Origin of the sequence: Chromobacterium sp. ASV23 (assembly GCF_016428945.1) — a bacterium.
Classification (GTDB): domain Bacteria; phylum Pseudomonadota; class Gammaproteobacteria; order Burkholderiales; family Chromobacteriaceae; genus Chromobacterium; species Chromobacterium sinusclupearum.
Genome location: NZ_JAELTR010000001.1, coordinates 157,312 through 175,551, shown reverse-complemented (window position 1 = coordinate 175,551; position 18,240 = coordinate 157,312). Strand labels below are relative to the sequence as shown.

16 protein-coding genes are annotated in these 18,240 nt (G+C 62.8%); 10 read left to right on the top strand and 6 right to left on the bottom strand.

Annotation, left to right across the window (positions count from 1 at the left end; all coding sequences use genetic code 11):
* Positions 1–67 precede the first annotated feature (67 nt).
* The 5 genes from JHD59_RS00870 to JHD59_RS00850 all read left to right on the top strand — a co-directional run bounded on the left by JHD59_RS00870 (position 68) and on the right by JHD59_RS00850 (position 7,490).
* Positions 68–1,405 carry a peptidoglycan DD-metalloendopeptidase family protein gene (locus tag JHD59_RS00870; RefSeq protein ID WP_199152778.1) on the top strand — a complete coding sequence of 446 codons (1,338 nt, stop codon included), beginning with the start codon at positions 68–70 and terminating at the stop codon, positions 1,403–1,405.
* Positions 1,405–2,508: an anhydro-N-acetylmuramic acid kinase gene (locus JHD59_RS00865; RefSeq protein ID WP_199152777.1), complete on the top strand. Its 1,104-nt coding sequence runs from the start codon at positions 1,405–1,407 to the stop codon at positions 2,506–2,508. Before JHD59_RS00870 ends, JHD59_RS00865 begins: the two co-directional genes overlap by 1 nt.
* A gap of 57 nt (positions 2,509–2,565) precedes the next feature.
* Positions 2,566–4,863 carry a DNA translocase FtsK gene (locus tag JHD59_RS00860; RefSeq protein ID WP_199152776.1) on the top strand — a complete coding sequence of 766 codons (2,298 nt, stop codon included), beginning with the start codon at positions 2,566–2,568 and terminating at the stop codon, positions 4,861–4,863.
* A gap of 48 nt (positions 4,864–4,911) precedes the next feature.
* Positions 4,912–6,000, top strand: a complete 1,089-nt coding sequence (gene hemH / locus JHD59_RS00855; protein ID WP_199152775.1) for a ferrochelatase — start codon at positions 4,912–4,914, stop codon at positions 5,998–6,000.
* A gap of 287 nt (positions 6,001–6,287) precedes the next feature.
* The gene (locus tag JHD59_RS00850; RefSeq protein ID WP_199152774.1) at positions 6,288–7,490 is read left to right on the top strand and encodes a branched-chain amino acid ABC transporter substrate-binding protein; all 1,203 of its coding nucleotides are present in this window, start codon (positions 6,288–6,290) and stop codon (positions 7,488–7,490) included.
* 83 nt (positions 7,491–7,573) lie between these two features.
* On the opposite strand, the gene JHD59_RS00845 is transcribed toward JHD59_RS00850, so the two are convergent.
* Genes JHD59_RS00845 through JHD59_RS00835 form a run of 3 tightly spaced genes read right to left on the bottom strand, consistent with a single transcriptional unit; the run spans position 7,574 to position 9,513 of the window.
* On the bottom strand, positions 7,574–8,389 hold the full coding sequence (locus JHD59_RS00845) for a crotonase/enoyl-CoA hydratase family protein (protein WP_199152773.1): 816 nt from the start codon (positions 8,387–8,389) through the stop codon (positions 7,574–7,576).
* Complete coding sequence (locus JHD59_RS00840; protein ID WP_233163821.1) at positions 8,386–8,877, bottom strand: DUF4442 domain-containing protein; 492 nt, start codon at positions 8,875–8,877, stop codon at positions 8,386–8,388. The genes JHD59_RS00845 and JHD59_RS00840 overlap by 4 nt, the downstream gene beginning before the upstream one ends.
* A gap of 51 nt (positions 8,878–8,928) precedes the next feature.
* The gene (locus JHD59_RS00835) at positions 8,929–9,513 is read right to left on the bottom strand and encodes a TetR/AcrR family transcriptional regulator (protein WP_199152772.1); all 585 of its coding nucleotides are present in this window, start codon (positions 9,511–9,513) and stop codon (positions 8,929–8,931) included.
* Positions 9,514–9,658: 145 nt separating this feature from the next.
* Between JHD59_RS00835 and JHD59_RS00830 the strand changes: the two genes are divergently transcribed.
* Both JHD59_RS00830 and JHD59_RS00825 read left to right on the top strand, forming a co-directional pair.
* Positions 9,659–11,701 carry a site-specific recombinase gene (locus JHD59_RS00830; protein WP_233163820.1) on the top strand — a complete coding sequence of 681 codons (2,043 nt, stop codon included), beginning with the start codon at positions 9,659–9,661 and terminating at the stop codon, positions 11,699–11,701.
* 174 nt (positions 11,702–11,875) lie between these two features.
* The gene (locus JHD59_RS00825) at positions 11,876–12,244 is read left to right on the top strand and encodes a CZB domain-containing protein (protein WP_199152771.1); all 369 of its coding nucleotides are present in this window, start codon (positions 11,876–11,878) and stop codon (positions 12,242–12,244) included.
* 88 nt (positions 12,245–12,332) lie between these two features.
* Here the strand turns inward: JHD59_RS00825 and JHD59_RS00820 are convergent, their stop codons facing one another.
* Genes JHD59_RS00820 through JHD59_RS00810 form a run of 3 tightly spaced genes read right to left on the bottom strand, consistent with a single transcriptional unit; the run spans position 12,333 to position 15,890 of the window.
* Positions 12,333–13,943 carry a GMC family oxidoreductase N-terminal domain-containing protein gene (locus tag JHD59_RS00820; protein ID WP_368671500.1) on the bottom strand — a complete coding sequence of 537 codons (1,611 nt, stop codon included), beginning with the start codon at positions 13,941–13,943 and terminating at the stop codon, positions 12,333–12,335.
* On the bottom strand, positions 13,940–14,458 hold the full coding sequence (locus tag JHD59_RS00815) for a twin-arginine translocation signal domain-containing protein (protein WP_199152770.1): 519 nt from the start codon (positions 14,456–14,458) through the stop codon (positions 13,940–13,942). The genes JHD59_RS00820 and JHD59_RS00815 overlap by 4 nt, the downstream gene beginning before the upstream one ends.
* Position 14,459: 1 nt before the next feature.
* On the bottom strand, positions 14,460–15,890 hold the full coding sequence (locus JHD59_RS00810; protein WP_199152769.1) for a coniferyl aldehyde dehydrogenase: 1,431 nt from the start codon (positions 15,888–15,890) through the stop codon (positions 14,460–14,462).
* A 181-nt stretch (positions 15,891–16,071) separates the two neighbouring features.
* Here JHD59_RS00810 and JHD59_RS00805 point away from each other — a divergent pair, with 181 nt between their 5' ends.
* The 3 genes from JHD59_RS00805 to JHD59_RS00795 all read left to right on the top strand — a co-directional run bounded on the left by JHD59_RS00805 (position 16,072) and on the right by JHD59_RS00795 (position 18,195).
* A complete protein-coding gene (locus JHD59_RS00805; protein ID WP_103320598.1) occupies positions 16,072–17,268 on the top strand; it encodes a VWA domain-containing protein in 1,197 nt (398 codons plus the stop codon).
* A gap of 115 nt (positions 17,269–17,383) precedes the next feature.
* Complete coding sequence (locus JHD59_RS00800; protein ID WP_158248768.1) at positions 17,384–17,521, top strand: hypothetical protein; 138 nt, start codon at positions 17,384–17,386, stop codon at positions 17,519–17,521.
* A gap of 194 nt (positions 17,522–17,715) precedes the next feature.
* Positions 17,716–18,195 (top strand): hypothetical protein, encoded by a 480-nt coding sequence (locus JHD59_RS00795; protein ID WP_199152768.1) that lies wholly within the window; start codon positions 17,716–17,718, stop codon positions 18,193–18,195.
* The last annotated feature ends 45 nt before the right edge of the window (positions 18,196–18,240 follow it).

Here is an 18,240-nt window from a genome sequence, read left to right as displayed (position 1 = left end):
GCCGCCGCGGCGCCCAACCTCGTCAATATCTTGCATCAAGGCGGGCCGCCGCCCGCCTGGAAAAGTGATGGATTATCGCAAACTGCTACACATCCCGCAAAAGTGCGCCGACCGCTTGATCAACCACCACCTGAGCTGGCTGGGCGCGGCCGCCTGCCTGCCGCTCCTGGGCACCGCCACCGCCTTCGCCGTGGCCAACGGCGCTCAGGAAACCCTCCCGCCGCCGATCCTACAGCAACAGGTGGTGGAGCGGCTGGCGCTGCCGGAGTTTCGTTTTGTCGACAGCCAAACGCGCTACTGGCGCGACGAGTCCGTCAAGCGCGGCGACACCATCGCCCGCGTGCTGAACCGCGTGGGCATACGCGCCAACGAGGTGCGCGCCCTGCTCTACGGCGACAACGCGCAAGCCAAGAATCTGCTGAAGCTGAAAGTCGGCGCGACGCTGTCGGTGCAGACCAACGATGCCGGAGAGTTGTTCGGCCTGCGCTTCCTGCAGGATGACGACAACGGCGAGCAAAACCTAGTGGCGCTGGAACAACGCGACGGCAAATGGCAGGCCAGCGCCGATCCGGTGGCGGCGGACAGCATGGAAACCGTGCGCTCCCTCACCATCAAACGCAACGCGGCCAGCGAATTGGCCGCCGCCCGCGTGCCGGCCGACATCCGCAATCAACTGGCCGAAGTGTTCTCCGACCAGTTCGAGCTGTCCAGCCTGAAAGCGGGCGACAGCATCAATCTGGTATACGAGACCATGGTCTACGCCGGCACTCCGATCGCCAGCGGCAACCTGCTGGCGGTTTCCATTCAACGCGCGGGGCAACTGTACCAGGCCTTTTACTTTGCCCACGACAGCGAAAGCGGCGCCTTCTACGACGCCGCCGGCAAGCCGGTGAAAAAGGGCTTCAGCCGGCAGCCTGTGGCCGGCGCCCGCATCAGTTCTGGCTTCGGCCTGCGCAAGCATCCCATCTTGCGCACGCTGCGCATGCATTCCGGCATCGACTACGCCGCCAGCGCCGGCACCCCCATCGTGGCGCCAGCCGACGGCGAGCTGGTGAAAGCGCAACGCGAAAGCGGCTACGGCAATGTGGCGATGATACGGCACAACGGCAGGCTGACCACGCTGTACGCCCACATGAGCGCTTTCGGCAAGGGCATCAAGCCGGGCGTCAAGGTCAAGGCTGGCGACATCATCGGCTATGTCGGCAGCACGGGGCGCTCCACCGGCGCGCATCTGCATTTTGAGGTTAGAATCAATGATCAGCCGGTGGATCCGGCCACCAACGCCCTGCCCACGCCGGGATTAAGCCATACCCAGCTCGCCCAGTTCGGCGCCAAACGCGTCGCGCTGAGCGCCAAGCTGAATCTGCTGCAGAGCATTCCGGCCAACGTTGCCATGATCGATTGATGAACGACCTATATATCGGAATGATGTCCGGCACCAGCCTGGACGGCGTGGACGCCGTGCTGGTGCGCTTTGACGAGGCCGGCCGCCCCGAGCTGCTGGCCGACCACGCCCTGCCCTATCCGGCCCAGATCAAGGCCGACGTCCTGGCGCTGCAGCCGCGCGGCCACGATGAACTGCACCGCAGCGAAACGCTGGCCGCGCGCCTGGCCGGAATCTACGCCCAGACCGTTGGCGAATTGCTGGCCAAATCCGGCCTGCAAGCCGACGCCATCCGCGCCATCGCCTGCCACGGCCAGACCATACGCCACGCGCCGCAAGACGGCTACACGATACAGCTGGGCAATATGTCGCGGCTGGCGGAGCTCTCCGGCATCGACGTGATAGCGGACTTCCGCAGCCGCGATGTGGCGGCCGGCGGCCACGGCGCGCCGCTGGTGCCGGCCTTCCAGCAGAGCGTGTTCGCGTCGCCCGATGAAAAACGGGTGGTCCTGAATATCGGCGGCATCAGCAACCTCGCCCGGCTGCACCACGGCCAGCCCGCCATCGGCTTCGATTGCGGCCCCGGCAATATGCTGATGGATGCCTGGTGTCTGCGCCATACCGGCCAGCCGTTTGACGACGATGGCCGCTGGGCCGCCGGCGGCAATATTCATCCTCCCTTGCTGGCGGCCATGCTGGCCGAACCGTATCTGCAACAGCCCCCGCCCAAGAGCACCGGCCGCGACCTGTTCGACGATGCCTGGCTGGAAGCCAAGGTGGCGGCGCTGCAGTCCATGCCGGCGCCGCAAGACGTGCAGGCCACGCTGCTCGCCTTCAGCGCGCGCAGCATCGCCGACGCCATCCTGGCGCACTGCCCCGGCAATCAGGCGGTCTACGTCTGCGGCGGCGGCGCGCGCAACAGCGCGCTGCTGAATCAGATCGCGCGCCTGCTGGATGGCCAGCGCGTCTTGCCCATCGAGACGCTGGGCATGCCGGCGCAATTGATCGAAGCCATCGCCTTCGCCTGGCTGGGCTGGCGCTTCGTCCACCGCCAGCCGGGCAACCTGCCGGCGGTGACCGGCGCGCAAGGCCCGCGCATTCTTGGCGTGTTGCATCCGCGGTGAGCTGAAAACGGCACATCAGGCTATAATCAGCAGCTGTCATAGCCAAATATGAAAAAAATGCGATTTTTCAAGCGCAAGGCCGTAGTCAAGAATAATCAAACACCGCTGCCGCCGCAGCTGGTCTCCCTGCTTCGCGAAGCATGGTGGCTGCTGATGGCGGTGGCGGCTGTCTATCTGGTGCTGGTGCTGGCCAGCTATTCGCCGCTTGACCCGTCCTGGTCGCACAGCTCATCCGACCCGACCGTGCGCAATTACGGCGGTTCGTTCGGCGCTTGGCTGTCCGACATGCTGCTGTATGTCTTCGGCTTCTCCGCTTGGTGGCTGGTGGTGTTCTGCCTGGTAGCCATAGGCTGGGGCTACCGCCGCATCGAAAGCCTGGGCTTCAAGTTCAATCCCATCACCGCCGCCGCCGTCGGCGGCTTCTTCCTGCTGCTGCTTTCCAGCGCCAGCTTCGAGGCCATTGTGCTGGATGGCAAAATGGTGACGCTGCCGCTGGACGCGGGCGGCATGCTGGGCCACTACCTGGGCAAGCACTTTGCCCATGGCCTGGGGCTGTCCGGCGCCTATCTGTTGCTGGGCGTGCTGTCCGCCATCGGCTTTTCGCTGTTCACTGGCCTATCCTGGCTGGACCTGATGGAAAAAATAGGCGGCGCGATCGAAGACGGCGTCACTAATCTTTGGCAGAGCTGGCAAGCGAAAAAAGACCGGGAAATCGGCAAGGAAACCGCGCAGAAGCGCGAAGAGAAGGTTTCCGTCGCCAAGAAGAAGATTGAAGAAGCCGCGCCGGTTCGCATCGAACCGCCGGTGCTGGACGTGCCGGTCTCGGCCAAGGCGCAGAAGCCGGTACAACAATCGCTGTTTGCCGACCCCAAGGACGCCGCCCTGCCCGGCCTGAGCCTGCTCGACGCTCCCAAGGAACAGCAGGAACCGGTATCGCAGGAGACCGTGGAGTACACGTCGCGGCTGATCGAGCGCAAGCTGGCGGACTTTGGCGTGGAGGTGAAGGTGATCGCCGCCTATCCCGGCCCGGTGATCACCCGCTACGAGATCGAACCCGCCGTCGGCGTCAAGGGCGCGCAGATCGTCAATTTGATGAAGGATTTGGCGCGCGCGCTGTCGCTGGTCTCCATCCGGGTGGTGGAAACCATACCGGGCAAGACCTATATGGGCCTGGAGCTGCCGAATCCCAAACGCCAGATCGTCCGCCTGACCGAGATCATCGGCTCGGACAGCTACCAGAACATGGCGTCCAAGCTCACCATCGCCTTCGGCAAGGACATCGCCGGCCAGCCGGTATCGGCCGACCTGGCCAAAATGCCGCACGTGCTGGTGGCCGGCACCACCGGCTCCGGCAAGTCCGTGGCGATCAACGCGATGATTTTGTCGCTGCTGTACAAGGCCACGCCCAAGGAAGTGCGGCTGATCATGGTAGACCCGAAAATGCTGGAGCTATCGGTCTACGAAGGCATCCCGCACCTGCTGGCGCCGGTAGTGACCGATATGAAGCAGGCAGCCAACGCGCTGAACTGGTGCGTCGGCGAGATGGAGCGCCGCTACAAGCTGATGTCCAAGCTGGGCGTGCGCAATCTGGCGGGCTTCAACCAAAAGATCAAAGATGCCGAAAAGAGCGGCGAGAAGATTCCCAATCCGTTCAGCCTGACGCCGGAAACGCCCGAGCCGCTGGACACCCTGCCGCTGGTGGTGGTGGTGATTGACGAGCTGGCCGACCTGATGATGGTGGCGGGCAAAAAGATAGAGGAGCTGATCGCCCGCCTGGCGCAGAAAGCCCGTGCCGCCGGCATCCACCTGATTCTGGCCACCCAGCGGCCATCGGTCGACGTCATCACTGGCCTGATCAAGGCCAATATTCCGACGCGGATCGCCTTCCAGGTATCCAGCAAGATAGACAGCCGCACCATTCTGGACCAGATGGGCGCGGAAGCCTTGCTGGGACAGGGCGATATGTTGTTCCTGCCGCCGGGCACCGGCTACCCCAACCGCGTGCATGGCGCCTTCGTATCCGACGAGGAAGTCCACCACGTGGTGGAGTTCCTGAAGACAACCGGCGAACCGGACTACATCGAAGGCATCCTCACCGGCCAGGCTGACGGAGACGACAGCGCCGCCGGCATCGACAGCGAAAGCGATGCCGAGTCCGACCCGCTGTACGACGAAGCCGTCGCCATCGTGGTGAAAACGCGCAAAGCATCGATCTCCTCGGTGCAGCGCCATCTGCGCATAGGCTATAACCGCGCGGCGCGGCTGATCGAGCAGATGGAAAGCGCCGGCCTGGTGTCGCCGATGGAAAACAATGGCAACCGCACCGTGCTGGCGCCGGCCCGGCAAGACGATTAAGCCCTCGGGGCGCCGCGCGCCCTTTCTTTGATAAAAATAAGGATGGCCATGCCCCGCTATCTGCCCGAACCCGCATTCCGTCACGACTACACGCCCAAAATCGGCGTGCTGCTGATTAATCTGGGCACGCCCGAAGCGCCGACCCCGCAAGCGCTGCGCCCGTATCTAAAGCAATTTCTGTCCGATCCGCGCGTGATCGAGATTCCGCGCTTGCCATGGTGGCTGATCCTCAACGGCATCATCCTCAACACCCGTCCCAAGCAATCGGCCAAGAAGTACGCCAGCATCTGGACCAAGGACGGCTCGCCGCTGCTGCTGCACACCCGCAATATGGCCAAATTGCTCAAAGGCCAGCTGGGCGAAATGGGGTTGCGCGACTTGGTGGTGGATTACGCGATGCGCTATGGCAATCCGTCCATCGAAAGCGTCATCGGCAAAATGCGCGAGCAAGGCGTGGAAAAGCTGCTCCTGCTGCCGCTGTATCCGCAATATGCAGCCTCGTCCAGCGCCACCGCGTTGGATGAAGCCTTCCGCGTCTTGACGCGGCTGCGCAATATGCCGGAAGTCCGCACCGTGCGGCATTTTCACGACGATCCGGGCTATATCGCCGCCTTGGCTGCGCAGGTGCGCAAGCACTGGCAATACGGCCAACAGCCGGACAAGCTGGTGATGAGCTTCCACGGCGTGCCGCGCTTCACACGAGACAAGGGCGATCCGTATCACTGCGAATGCCAGAAAACCGGCCGCCTGCTGGCTGAGGCCCTGCAACTGCGGCCGGATCAATACGTCATCACTTTCCAGAGCCGCTTCGGCCGCACCGAATGGCTCAAACCGTATACCAGCGAAGTGCTGGCCCAGCTAGGCAAGGAGAAAACCGGCAAAGTGGATGTCATTTGCCCGGGCTTTGTCGGCGATTGTCTGGAAACGCTGGAAGAAATCGCCATGGAAGGCAAGGAAACCTTTCTCAGCAACGGCGGTGGCGAATTCCGCTACATCCCCTGCCTGAACGAAGACCCGCAATGGATCACCGGCTTGGCGGCAATTGTAAAAAACAATCTGGCAGGTTGGCTGGAAAAGCCGGCAGAAGATGGCCGTACCCGCACCGCCCGCGCCCATGACATGGGGGCAACCCACTGACATCAAGCGCAAGACGACCTCGCCCCTCATTCTGACAAATCCTTACAAATCAAAGACAAAAAACCGTCATCGGGCATATTGCGATTTTCGCGATATGCCCGTTTTCAATTTGTTTTGCGCAAAATGTAAATAATAATCCTATATTCACTAGGTCTGCGGCATTCCACATTGACACCCCGATAAACTGGTCACCATAATCAGTTGCAACTGACCACCGCAAAAAGGTGTAGTTGGTTTACCGAAAGAGATCATCAAAGTCTACACAGAAAGATTCAGGGGAAATCTCTATGAATAAATATGCTCGCCTCAGCCTGATCGCCACCGCCGCGCTCGCCATGGTTGCCTGCAGCAAACAGGAACAGCCGGCCTCGGGACAGGCCGCCTCCGCTCCTGCCCAAGCCGCTTCTGGCGGCGACAGCGCCACCGTCAAGATCGGCCAGGTTTCGCCGATGTCGGGTCCGATCTCCCACCTGGGCAAGGACAACGAATACGGCGCCAAGCTGGCCATCGAAGACTTGAACGCCCAAGGCGTCGAGATCGGCGGCAAGAAGGTCAAGTTCGAACTGGTGTCAGAAGATGACCAGGGCGACCCGAAAATCGGCACGCAAGTCGCGCAGCGCCTGGTTGACGCCGGCGTAGTGGGCGTCGTTGGCCATTTGAACTCCGGCACCACCATCCCGGCCTCCAAAATCTACTCCGATGCCGGCATTCCGCAAATCTCCCCGTCCGCCACCAACCCGGACTACACCAAGCAGGGCTTCAAGACCACCTTCCGCGTGATCGCCAACGACGTGCAGCAAGGCAAGGCGCTGGGCGAGTTCGCCACCAAGGAGCTGAAGGCCAAGAAGATCGCCATCATTGACGATCGCACCGCCTACGGCCAAGGCCTGGCCGACCAGTTCGAGGGTTCGGTCAAGGCCAATGGCGCAGAAGTGGTCAAGCGCGAGTTCACCAACAACACCGCCACCGACTTCAACGCCATCCTGACCTCGATCAAGTCCACCAAGCCTGACCTGGTGTTCTACGGCGGCATGGACGCGCAGGCCGGCCCGCTGGCCAAGCAGATGCAGCGCCTGGGCATCAAGGCCAAGCTGATGGGCGGCGACGGCTGGCAGACTCCGGAGTTCATCAAGCTGGCCGGCGACGCTTCCGACGGCCAATACGCCTCCAGCTGCGGCATTTCGCGCGACAAGATGCCGGGCTTCAAGGCCTTCGACGACAAGTTCAAGAAGGAATTCAACACCGACGTGCAGATCTACGCGCCGTTTGAATACGACGCCGTGATGGTGCTGGTTGACGCAATGAAGCGCGCCAAGTCCTCCGACCCGAAAGTCTATCTGCCGGAAGTGGGCAAGACCGACTATCAGGGCGTGACCGGCCACATCGCCTTTGACGACAAGGGCGACATCAAGAACGGCGCCGTTACCGTGTACCAGGTGAAGAACGGCAAGTGGGAAGTGGTGTCCACCGTAGGCGGCGAAGCCAAGTAAGCGCAGAGATGGAAACAGAAAGAGGCGCCACCGGCGCCTCTTTTTTTTATTCCGCCGGATCCAGCGGCGGCCATGCCCGCCCATCAATCGCGGAAGCTGACCTGCTGCTTCATCATCGCCGCCATCGCGGCTTTCTGAATGTCTTCCGAGATCAGCATCGCCGCGTTCCATCCCGCGACAAACTGCAGCCCATCGGCCACGCTGCGATCGCGGCTGTAATTCATCACTTCCTTGGTGCCGCGCACCGCCAGCGGCGACTTGCCGGCAATCAGCCAGGCGCTTTGCATGGCGGCGGCCAGCAGGGCCTCTTCGTCCGCCAGCACCCGGTTGACCAGGCCGACATCCAGCGCCTCGTCCGCCACCACATCGCGTCCGGTCAGCGCCATCTCGCGCGCCACGCCTTCCCCGACGACCCGAGGCAGCCGCTGCAAAGAACCGACATCCGCCACCATGCCGATATCCACTTCACGCACGCCGAATACCGCATCCTTGGCCGCCAGGCGGAAATCCGCGGCCAGCGCGATGTCCAGCCCGCCGCCCAGACAGGCGCCGTGGATCGCGGCGATCACCGGCTTGCGGCAACGCTCCAGGCTGTTGACGCAGTCCTGCAGTTCCAGAATGAGGCGGCGCAGCTTGTCGCGCTTGCGCGCCTCGCATTTGTCGTCGATCTGCGACTGCAGCCCCACCATCATGGTCAGATCGATGCCGGAGCAAAAGTGCTTGCCGTTGCCAGCCAACACCGCCACCCGCACCGAAGGCTCGCCATCGGCCCAGTCCATGGCGCTGCGCAAGTCCTGCCACATCTGCCAATTCAAAGCATTGGCCTTGTCGGCGCGATTGAAGCGGATCAGCGCCACCTTGTCGTCAAGCTCAACCGTCAGCGTTTGCAAAGAGATCATGCCGCGCTTACCTCGGGACGTTTTTTGGGAATCCAGGCCCACAGCATCTCGCAGACGATGGGCGACTCGCCCGATTCGTCGGTGACGTTCACGGCAACCAGCACCTCGCCCTTGTCCTGATCGTACATGGACTGGATCTGTTGCGGGGTCAGCGTCGCCACGGCTCGCATATCGCCCTGCGAGCGCTTGATGTAGTTGACCTTCATCGATTTGAGCAGCATCAGCTTGTCGTCAGGCATATTCATCCCCACCACAAAGCCGGTGGAGGTTTCCGCCAGCAAGGCCATCGCCGCCGCATGGACGCCGCGGATATGGTTCTGCACTTTCTTGCGATTGCGGATCGATACCGTCAGCCGGTCATGGCCGACTTCCTCGAAGCGCAGGCCCGCGGTGGCCAGGAACGGGACGATCTTGCCGAACATCATCGACAGCACAGGCCGGCGCCAGCCTACCGGCAACTTGCCGACTTTGTCCGCGATACGACTCATGCTGTTCTTGCGATACTCCATGCTACCCCCTCTATTATGGTTCTCGTGTCGTTATATTTGTTTCAGGCCCAGCATCACCCTTGCCTGCTCCTTCAACAGCGGCAATGCGTTCTCGTCGATGCGCGCCAACTGCAAGCCGCCCTGCAGCGCGGCGAACAGCAGCATGCCTACCGCTTCCGGGGTGCCGGCATAGCGCATGGCGCCGGCTTCGCGGCCCTTGCGCACGATGGCCACCGCCCACTGCCGCATCTCGTCGATGAAGGCGGCGGCTTCCTGCCGCATGTCTTCCGGCAGCGTTTGGAATTCGGTGCTGAAAATTCCGCTGGGGCAGATCTGCTTGCGTTGCTGGTAATACTGGTCCGACAGTCCGAAGTAGCTTTCCAACTGCTCGGCTGCGCCCCAGTCGGCCTGCTGCTCGATAAAGCGTTGAAAACGCCGGCGATAGCGCTGGATCAACGCCACCCCCAGATCGTTTTTTTTGGGAAAATGGTAATGGATGGCGGCATTGCGCACACCCAGCTCGCTGCTGATGTGCTGGTAACTGAAACCGTTGAAGCCGCGCGTCAGCAGCAACTCCTCGGCCAGATCGAGAATGCGCTTGCGGGTGTCGGTTTTGCTGTCGGAACCATTATGCATCGAAACACTCTACTTACTGGTTAGTAAGGTGTCAATCGCCGCTCCCGCTGCGGCGTTCCTCTGTCCGGAGCGGTGCCACATAAACTAAAATGATGGCTGCTCCCATTCCCGAAACGCGCGCCCCGCGCGCCCATTCTGCCAAAACATGACCGAACACATTGCTCCCGATCTGGAATCCGCCCTGCGCCGCCTGTGCCGCGAACCCGGCCAGACCGAAGCCCTGGCGGGGCTGATCGCCGCGCTGCGACCCGATAAGCGACAAGCGCCGCAACAGGCGACCATCAGCCTGCAGGCGCTGTCCTTCCTGCTGGAACATCACGCCGACTACCGCCAGGCATTGCGGCAGTCGCTCAGCACGCTGCTGGCGGAGAGCCGGCAGATTCCGCTGTACACCGAGGCCGGCATTCTGGCCAATGACGGCTTCGGCTCCACCCTGCTGCACCGCCTGGGCGAGCGCATGCTGCCCATGCCCTACAACCCCGACTCCCTGCGCGACCGCTTCGGCCTGCTGTTCAACCGCCAGGATGATTACCAATGGCTGGGCGCGGTGCCGGACGCCACCTGGCACGCCCTGTGGCGCGCCATGGCCTGGCATGAAACGCCGCGCCAGGACAGCGAGCGCCAGACCCGCCTGCAATTGCTGGAATCGGTGCAGGTGCTGTCGGCGCGCATCACCGCCATCGGCCTGGAGCCGGAACTGGTGCGGGTGTGTCCTGAAGTGGAACGCTTCGCCTCGCCTTTCATGCACCTGAACGCCGAAGTGCAGCGTTACGTCGACAGCTATCGGCAGGCGCTGGTGGATGGCGTGCCGCCGCCGGAAGACGAAAAACAGGTGCTGGTGCTGCTGGAGCAGTGCGAGGCCATCCTGGGCCGGGTACGCAAAAACGCCGCGCGCTACGGCATCTCAGTCAATCTGACCTATCACAGCCTGCGCCTGGCGCAAAGCATCGCGCGGCTGCGCGCGCTGCTGGAGCTGCTATCTCCGGAACATGATCCGGCGCAGCGACCGCAGCTGTTCCGCCTGCTGGTGGATTTCTCCCGCGCCGAAAACCGCAAGTACAGCGTGCGCGACCTGTTCAAATCCAATACCGAACTGCTGGCGCTGCAGGTGACCGAGCACGCCGGCCGCCATGGCGAGCATTACATCGCAGAAGACCGCCGCGACTGGTCCAAGATGGGCAAGGCGGCGATGGGCGCGGGCTTCATCGTCGGCTTCATGGCCCTGATCAAGCTGATGCTGGCGCGCGGCCACCTTCCGCTGCTGTGGGAGGGCATAGGCTTTGGCCTGAACTACGCCATCGGCTTCATCATCGTGCAGATCCTGCACTTCACCATCGCCACCAAGCAGCCGGCCATGACAGCGGCCCGGCTGGCTGCGGTCTTGCATGAACAACACGGCCGCAAGAAGCAGCTGGAACAACTGGCGGAGCTGATCGTCAAGGTGGTGCGCACCCAGTTCGTCGCCATCATGGGCAACGTGATGCTGGCCATCCCGACGGCGGCGCTGATCGCGCTGGGCTGGAACGCGCTGTTCGGCGCGCCGGTGGTCGACGCTGCCAAGGCGCAAAAGCTGCTGCACGAGATCGATCCAATCCACAGCCTGGCGCTGCCGCACGCCGCCATCGCCGGGATATTCCTGTTCCTGTCTGGCCTGATCGCCGGCTACTACGACAACAAGGCCATCTACCGGCGCATTCCGGAGCGGATCGCCGGCCACCGCCTGCTGCGCAAGGTGCTGGGAGAGAACCGTGCCTGGCGGCTTGGGCATTACATCGAGCACAATCTGGGCGCGCTGGCCGGCAACTTCTACTTCGGCATGTTCCTGGGTCTGACCGGCACCATAGGCACCATCCTGGGCCTGCCGCTGGATATCCGCCACATCACCTTCTCGTCGGCCAACCTTGCCTTCGCCACCGTGGCGCTGGATTTCCAGGTGCCGCTGACCGTCGTGCTGCTGGGCGTCGCCGGGGTAGCCTTGATCGGCGTGGTCAACCTGGCGGTCAGCTTCTTCCTCGCGCTGTGGGTGGCGTTGCGCTCGCGCAAGCTGTCCGGTTCGCTGCTGCTGCCGCTGATTCCCATGCTGGCCAAGAGCTTCCTGCGCCAGCCGCTGCGCTTCTTCATCCCTCCCGCTTCAGTGGCGCCGGCCGCGGAAGCCGAAACTGCGCCGGCCGATACCACCAAGAACTGACCCGCGCCAGGCGCTAGCGCATACGCTGGCGCTTGGTTCGTCATGCCAGAATCTAAGTTCTAACGCAGACAATCGGCGATCTTCTAGTTATAAATACCTAGTATGCTAATCTCTCGAACCCGGCGAGTTGCGCAGGATGGCTCGCCCGGTCGCCACCGGCCTGCCGAGGTAGCCATGGATTTGGAACAAGAACTAGCCAACCACGCCGAGTTGAAACAATGCCTGAAAGAAGCGCTGTCCAGGCAGAACAGCCTGGATGCTGACGCGGTCTCCCGTGACGACCGTTGCCAACTGGGCCAATGGCTGCACAGTCATGCCAAAGGCGCCTATGGCGGCCTGGGCATCCTGCAGACCTGCATCAGCCGCCATGCCATGCTCCATCGCGAAGCCGGCCAGATCGCGCGCCTGATCAATCAGCGCCGGTTTCAAGACGCGGCGCGCGCCTTGGACGATGATGCCCTGGATGTGGCGATCAGCGCGGCCGCTTCGTCAATCCACCTGCTGCGGCAGGCGATAGGCGAGGACAAGCCAGAGTCCGCATGAACATCACGGCCGCGTTTGGATGCGGCTTTCCAGAATCGATGATGCAGCCAGTGCGCCCCGCCCCATCAAGCCTGGCGAGCAAGTTGCCCTAACTTCGCCTAGCCAGCTGCGCAGACAAGGCCATCGCCGCCCGCCAGGCAAAGGCATAGATGGAAAGCTGCGGATTGGCGCCTATGCTGGTGGGAAATATCGAGCCATCCGCCACCGTCAGATTGCGCCATGACCAGTGGCGTCCATGGTCATCGACCACGCTGCGCGCCGGATCGTCGCCCATCGCCATGCCGCCCATGACATGGGCGCTGACTAACTTGGCCTGCAGCGCCTGCAAGGGCAGTGCCTCTATCATCGCCTTGGCCTGGCCAAGACGGCTTGCCGGATTGGACTGCTCGTGCAAGGGCAGCACGATTTTCGCGCCGGCCGCGAACTGTATCTCCGCCATCGCCAGCCAACTGCGCCGCACGCCATCCCACAACACGTCATTCAGCGGATAATCAAGCAGCGGCGAGCCATCGCCGCGCAGCTTCACTTCGCCGCCGACGCTGTCTTCATTGAAGCCATCACGCAGCAGCGCCAAAGTGGCATGCAGATGCGGAAACTTGCGCCACAGCCCGGCCTGCTCCGGGCCGAAGCCCGGAAACGTCACGCTGGCGAGCAAAGGATGGATAGGCGGCACCTCCAGCTTGAAGCCAAGCGGGCCATCCAGCGGCTGGGTATGCATGTAATGGTCGGAATAGACGGTTTGCGGCGCGCCATTGTAAGGCTCCACCCGCTCCGGCATCAGCGCTGCAGACAGCGCCACCGGATGCAGAAAGGTGCGTTTTCCGGTCAAGCCGGACGGGTCGGCCAGTCCGCTGCGCAACATGATGGCGGGCGTGCCGATCGCGCCTGCCGCCAGCACCACATGGCGCGCGCGCACCGACAATGTGCGCCCGCTGGGCGTAACCCCGTCGGCCGACAGCAGGCTGCCCTGCACCTCGGCGATGCGGCGCTGCGCCTGGTCAGGCTGCAAGCGGTCTACCCGAGCCCGCGTCAACAGCCGCGCGCCCTTGTCCAGCGCGGCGGGAATACAGGTCACCAGCATGGATTGCTTGGCATTGGTCGGACAACCCATGCCGCAATACCCCAAATTCCAGCAACCGCGCACATTGCGGCTGATCCGGGCGTGGCGCAGCCCCAGCGCCAGACAGCCGCGCTCCAGCACCAGATTGTTGGCGTTCGGCTCACCCTGCCAAGGCGCGATGCCCAGCCGCTGCTCGACTTTGTCGAACCACGGCCGCATGGCCTCTTCGCTGAGAGCCGTCAGGCCGTGCTGATCCCGCCACCAGCGCAGAGTATCGCCCGGCGTACGGAACGAACTGGTCCAGTTGACCGTGGTGCCGCCGCCAACCGCGCGGCCCTGCAGAATCGATATGCCCTTGTCCGCGGTCTGGCGCGCGGCCGATTCCTGGTACAACTGCGGATAGGCTTTCGCCTCGCTCAAGCGGAAATCGGACGAACTATACAGGCCGCCTTCTTCCAGAATCAGCACATCCAACCCGGCCTGGCTCAGCACCTCGGCCGTGATGCCGCCGCCGGCGCCGCTGCCTATGATCACCACATCGGCTTCCAGCTTGAGATCCTGGCGCTGCGCCGCGCCATCGATGACCTTCCAGCCTCCCGCGATGCCCTGCCGTATGGGATCGACTATTTTATCGCTCACGGCAAACGCTCCATCACCATGGCTGGCTGCTGATAGCCGATGGCCGCCCAGCTAGCCGGGTTCCCATACCAAGCGGCATTGATCAATTGATGGAGTCCTTGATAGGCGCTGCGCAGCAGCAGAAAGCGGCTGTTGCGCCAGCTTTGCAGAAAGCTGGCCAGCGCATCCGGCGTAGCCTGCCCCCACGGCGCGGACACGCCGGCCAGCCAACGCCTTGCCCAACGATTGCCCAACAGATCAAACAGCTGCCGCACTTCGTCGCGACAGGCCGGCGGCAGTCCGGCCACCGCCTGGTCCACGCCGGCGACAACGGCGGCCAGCGGCAGATCACGGAGCCCCAGCATCACCGGCGCCAGCGCGGCGATGATCTGCGCATCCGCCGGTTGCAGCCAGCGCAGCGCGCCCCATTCCGTTTGAGCCGAGTCGTCCCCTGCCGGCGCTGCCAGATAGCCTGCCAGCGCCAAGGCCGCCGCGCCCAGCGCGCCCGCCTGCAAGAACTGTCGTCTGCTTGGCATGTCAGTGCCGCAACATCAACTTCAACATCCACTCCACCAGGCGGCCATAAGGCGGCCGGGTCATCCAGGTGCCGGCCAGACGGCTCTGCCGGAATACCGGTTTGAGCTTGGAAAAGGTCAGAAAACCCTCTCGCCCATGGTAATGCCCCATGCCGGAAGGGCCGACGCCGCCGAACGGCAGGCTCTCCTGCACCACATGCAGCAGGGTATCGTTGACGCTGACGCCGCCTGAAACCGTTTCTTTCAGCACCCGCTCGATGCGCAAAGCGTCATCGTCGAACAAATACAAGGCCAGCGGCCGCGGCCGGGCGTTGATATAGGCCAGCGCCTCGTCGAACTTGTCGTAGCTGACCACCGGCAGGATGGGGCCAAAAATCTCCTCGCGCATCAATTCGCAGTCATCCGGGCAGTTTTGCACCAGCGTCAACGGCAGCTTGCGGCTGTCTACCGCCGCCTCGCCGTCGGGGCTCAGGCTCTCGATGCGGGCGCCGGCCTGGCGGGCGGCATCCAACCAGCCTTGCAGCCGGCGGTAATGCCGTTGGTTGACGATGGCGCTGTAATCCGGATTGTCCGCCAGCGTCGGATACATGCGCTTGGCGGCGGCGCGGATCTCCTCGAGCAGCGCCTCGCAATCCTTGGCATTGACCAGCAGATAATCCGGCGCCACGCAGGTCTGCCCGGCGTTCAGCATCTTGCCGGCGACGATGGCTTCCGCCGCGCGTTTGAGATTGGCGCCGCGCGCCACCAGCGCCGGAGACTTGCCTCCAAGCTCCAGCGTCACCGGCGTCAGGTTTTCTGCCGCCGCGCGCATCACATTGCGGCCTACCGCGGTGGAACCGGTGAACAGCAGATGATCGAACGGCAGCCGGGTGAAGGCCTGGGCCAGCTCGGCATCGCCATTCACCACCGTCAGCAGATCATCGCCGAAATACTGCCGCGCCAGCTTTTGCAGCAGCTCGCCCGTGGCCGGCGTGTATTCGGACATCTTGACCATGACCCGGTTGCCCGCCGCCAGCGCAGCGGCGACAGGGCCAAAAGACAGAAACAGCGGATAATTCCACGGCACCACCACGCCGACCACGCCCAGCGGCTGCGGAATCACGCTGGCGCTGGCCGGTTGGAACCAGATGGAAACGCTGCGGCGGCGTGGCTTCATCCAGGTTCGCAAATGGCGACGGGCATGGCGCACTCCTTCCAGCGAAGGGAAGAGCTCCGCCAGGCGGGTTTCCACATCGCTGCGATGACCGAAATCGCGGCTGACGGCGTCAACCAGCGCCTGGCGGTTTTCCTGCATCAAGCGTTCCAACGCGGCCAGCCAGGAGCGCCGGGTTTCCGCTGACGGATACGGCGCCGCCCGCGCGACGGCCTTGAGCCGGGAAAACGACTCGAGCAGCGCGCTCTCGGCTTCTGTGGGCATTTTGATGGCGTCCATAGTATGATCCTTGTCTTACATAGCCGAACAACCGTTTAGAGTTCGCGCTCTAGCCTAGATTAGCACCAGCCCCCTCGCCTGTCACTATGCCGGCCGCTTATGTCTCAGCCCAAACAGCCACGCCGCCTCGTCCGTAGTATCATCGTCGGCAGTACCACCACTCTAGCCATCGCCTGACTCCATGCTGATCGATTTCTTTTACGCGCTGCGCAATGCCGGCCTGCCGGTCACCCTGAAAGAATTCCTGCTGCTGCTGGAGGCGCTGCAACGCAATGTCGCCTTCGGCAATCTGGATGAGTTTTACTATCTGTCGCGGGCCGCCCTGGTCAAGGACGAAAAATACTTCGACCGCTTCGACCAAGTGTTCGGCCATCACTTCCAGGGGCTGGAAATGGCGCTGGATGACCTGCAGCGCGCCATTCCCGAGGACTGGCTGCGCAAGCAGGTGGAAAAATATCTCAGCGAAGAAGAAAAGCGGCAGCTGCAGGCCATGGGCTGGGACAAGCTGATGGAAACCCTGCGCCAGCGGCTGGAGGAGCAAAAGGAACGCCACCAGGGCGGCAACAAGTGGATAGGCACCGGCGGCACCAGCCCGTTCGGCGCCTGGGGCTATAACCCGGAGGGCGTGCGCATAGGCCAGAACCAGTCGCGCCACCGCCGCGCGGTGAAGGTGTGGGACCAGCGCGAATTCCGCAACTTCGACGACAAGACGGAATTAGGCACCCGCAACATCAAACTGGCGCTGCGCCGGCTGCGCGAGTTTGCCCGCGACGGCGCCGAAGAAGTGCTGGATCTCGACGCCACCATCGCCGCCACCGCTCGCAAGGCCGGCATGCTGGATATCAAGATGCAGCGCGAACAGCACAATAGCGTCAAGGTTCTTGTGCTGTTCGACGTGGGCGGCTCGATGGACGACCATATCCGCGCCTGCGAGGAACTGTTTTCCGCCGTAAAGACCGAATTCAAGCACCTGGAGTATTTCTACTTCCACAACTGCGTCTACGAATCGGTATGGAAGGACAACAACCGCCGCCACAGCCAACGCTTCCCCACCTGGGATCTGATCCACACCTTCGGCCGCGACTACAAGCTGATCATCGTCGGCGACGCCAGCATGAGTCCGTACGAAATCACCTTCCCCGGCGGCAGCGTCGAGCACATGAACGAGGAATCCGGCGAAGTCTGGCTGCGCCGGCTGCTGGAGCACTTCAAACACGCCGTCTGGCTCAACCCCTTGGCCGAAGAAGCCTGGCCCTACACCCAGTCTGTGAGCATGCTGAAGCAGCTGATGGGAGAACGAATGCATCCGCTCACGCTGGCTGGACTGGACCAAGCGATGCGCGATCTGAAAAAAACCGCCGCTCCGGTCAAAAATTAACGTCGGCACACAAATTTTTGCTTGAGTCCCAAGCAAGTTGTAGCCCAGAATGAACTCAGAGGCGGCCACACATGATCCGAAACCCGCCTCGGATTCAGCCACGGGGAGTCATACCATGCAAATCCTTCTTTTAGCCGCCCTGTTCATTGCGGTGATCGCTGTCGCCAAATTGCTGGCTACCCCGGTTCAACAGCAAGGAAAGCTGGTGCCGATCCGCATCCGGACTGACGAGCAAACTCGTCGCCGCCGCTGATCCCATCGCGTCTTGTCCCGCAAAAGCGCGCCTCTGGCGCGCTTTTTTGTTGCTGCCGCGCCAAGCACGCATTGCAAACCGCTTGAAATACAAATTCACATGTCTTCTTAAAGCTGCAACACAATCACGACTGATTGCCACTAGAATGGCCGCGCATTAAAACAATGTCATTCATAACCGCAAAGGATCATGTCGTGAAGAAACTCGTTCTTGCTGCCTGTCTGCTCGCCCTGCCCCTGGCCGCCCTGGCCGACGCCAAATCCGACTGCCGCGCTGCCGCCGGCAGCTACCTGACCGGCACCGTGGTGAGCGGCCCCAGCTATGCCTATGGCCAGAACCTGAATGGCGTGGAGCTGTCGCACACCCACGTCCGCCTGAAAGCGGACCAAGACGGCCGCACCTATGACGTAGCCATGGACAATGTATTCGCCTCCGGTTATGACTCCGCCGGCGAAGACGTGCCGTACCCGCTGAACACCATCCAGGCCGGCGACCGCCTGCAACTGTGCGGCCAGCTGTATACCAGCGGCGTCGGCATCCACTGGGTGCATACCAATTGCGGCGCGCAGCCCACTCGCCGCCAGCCCAATGGCTGGGTCAAGAAGATCAATGCCGATGGTTCGGTCAGCGGCAACTACGAAGCGAATACCGAATACTGCCAGCTGTGGCCGTAAGCCCGCCTCTGCGGCAGCCATGAAAAAAGCGCACCCGAGGGTGCG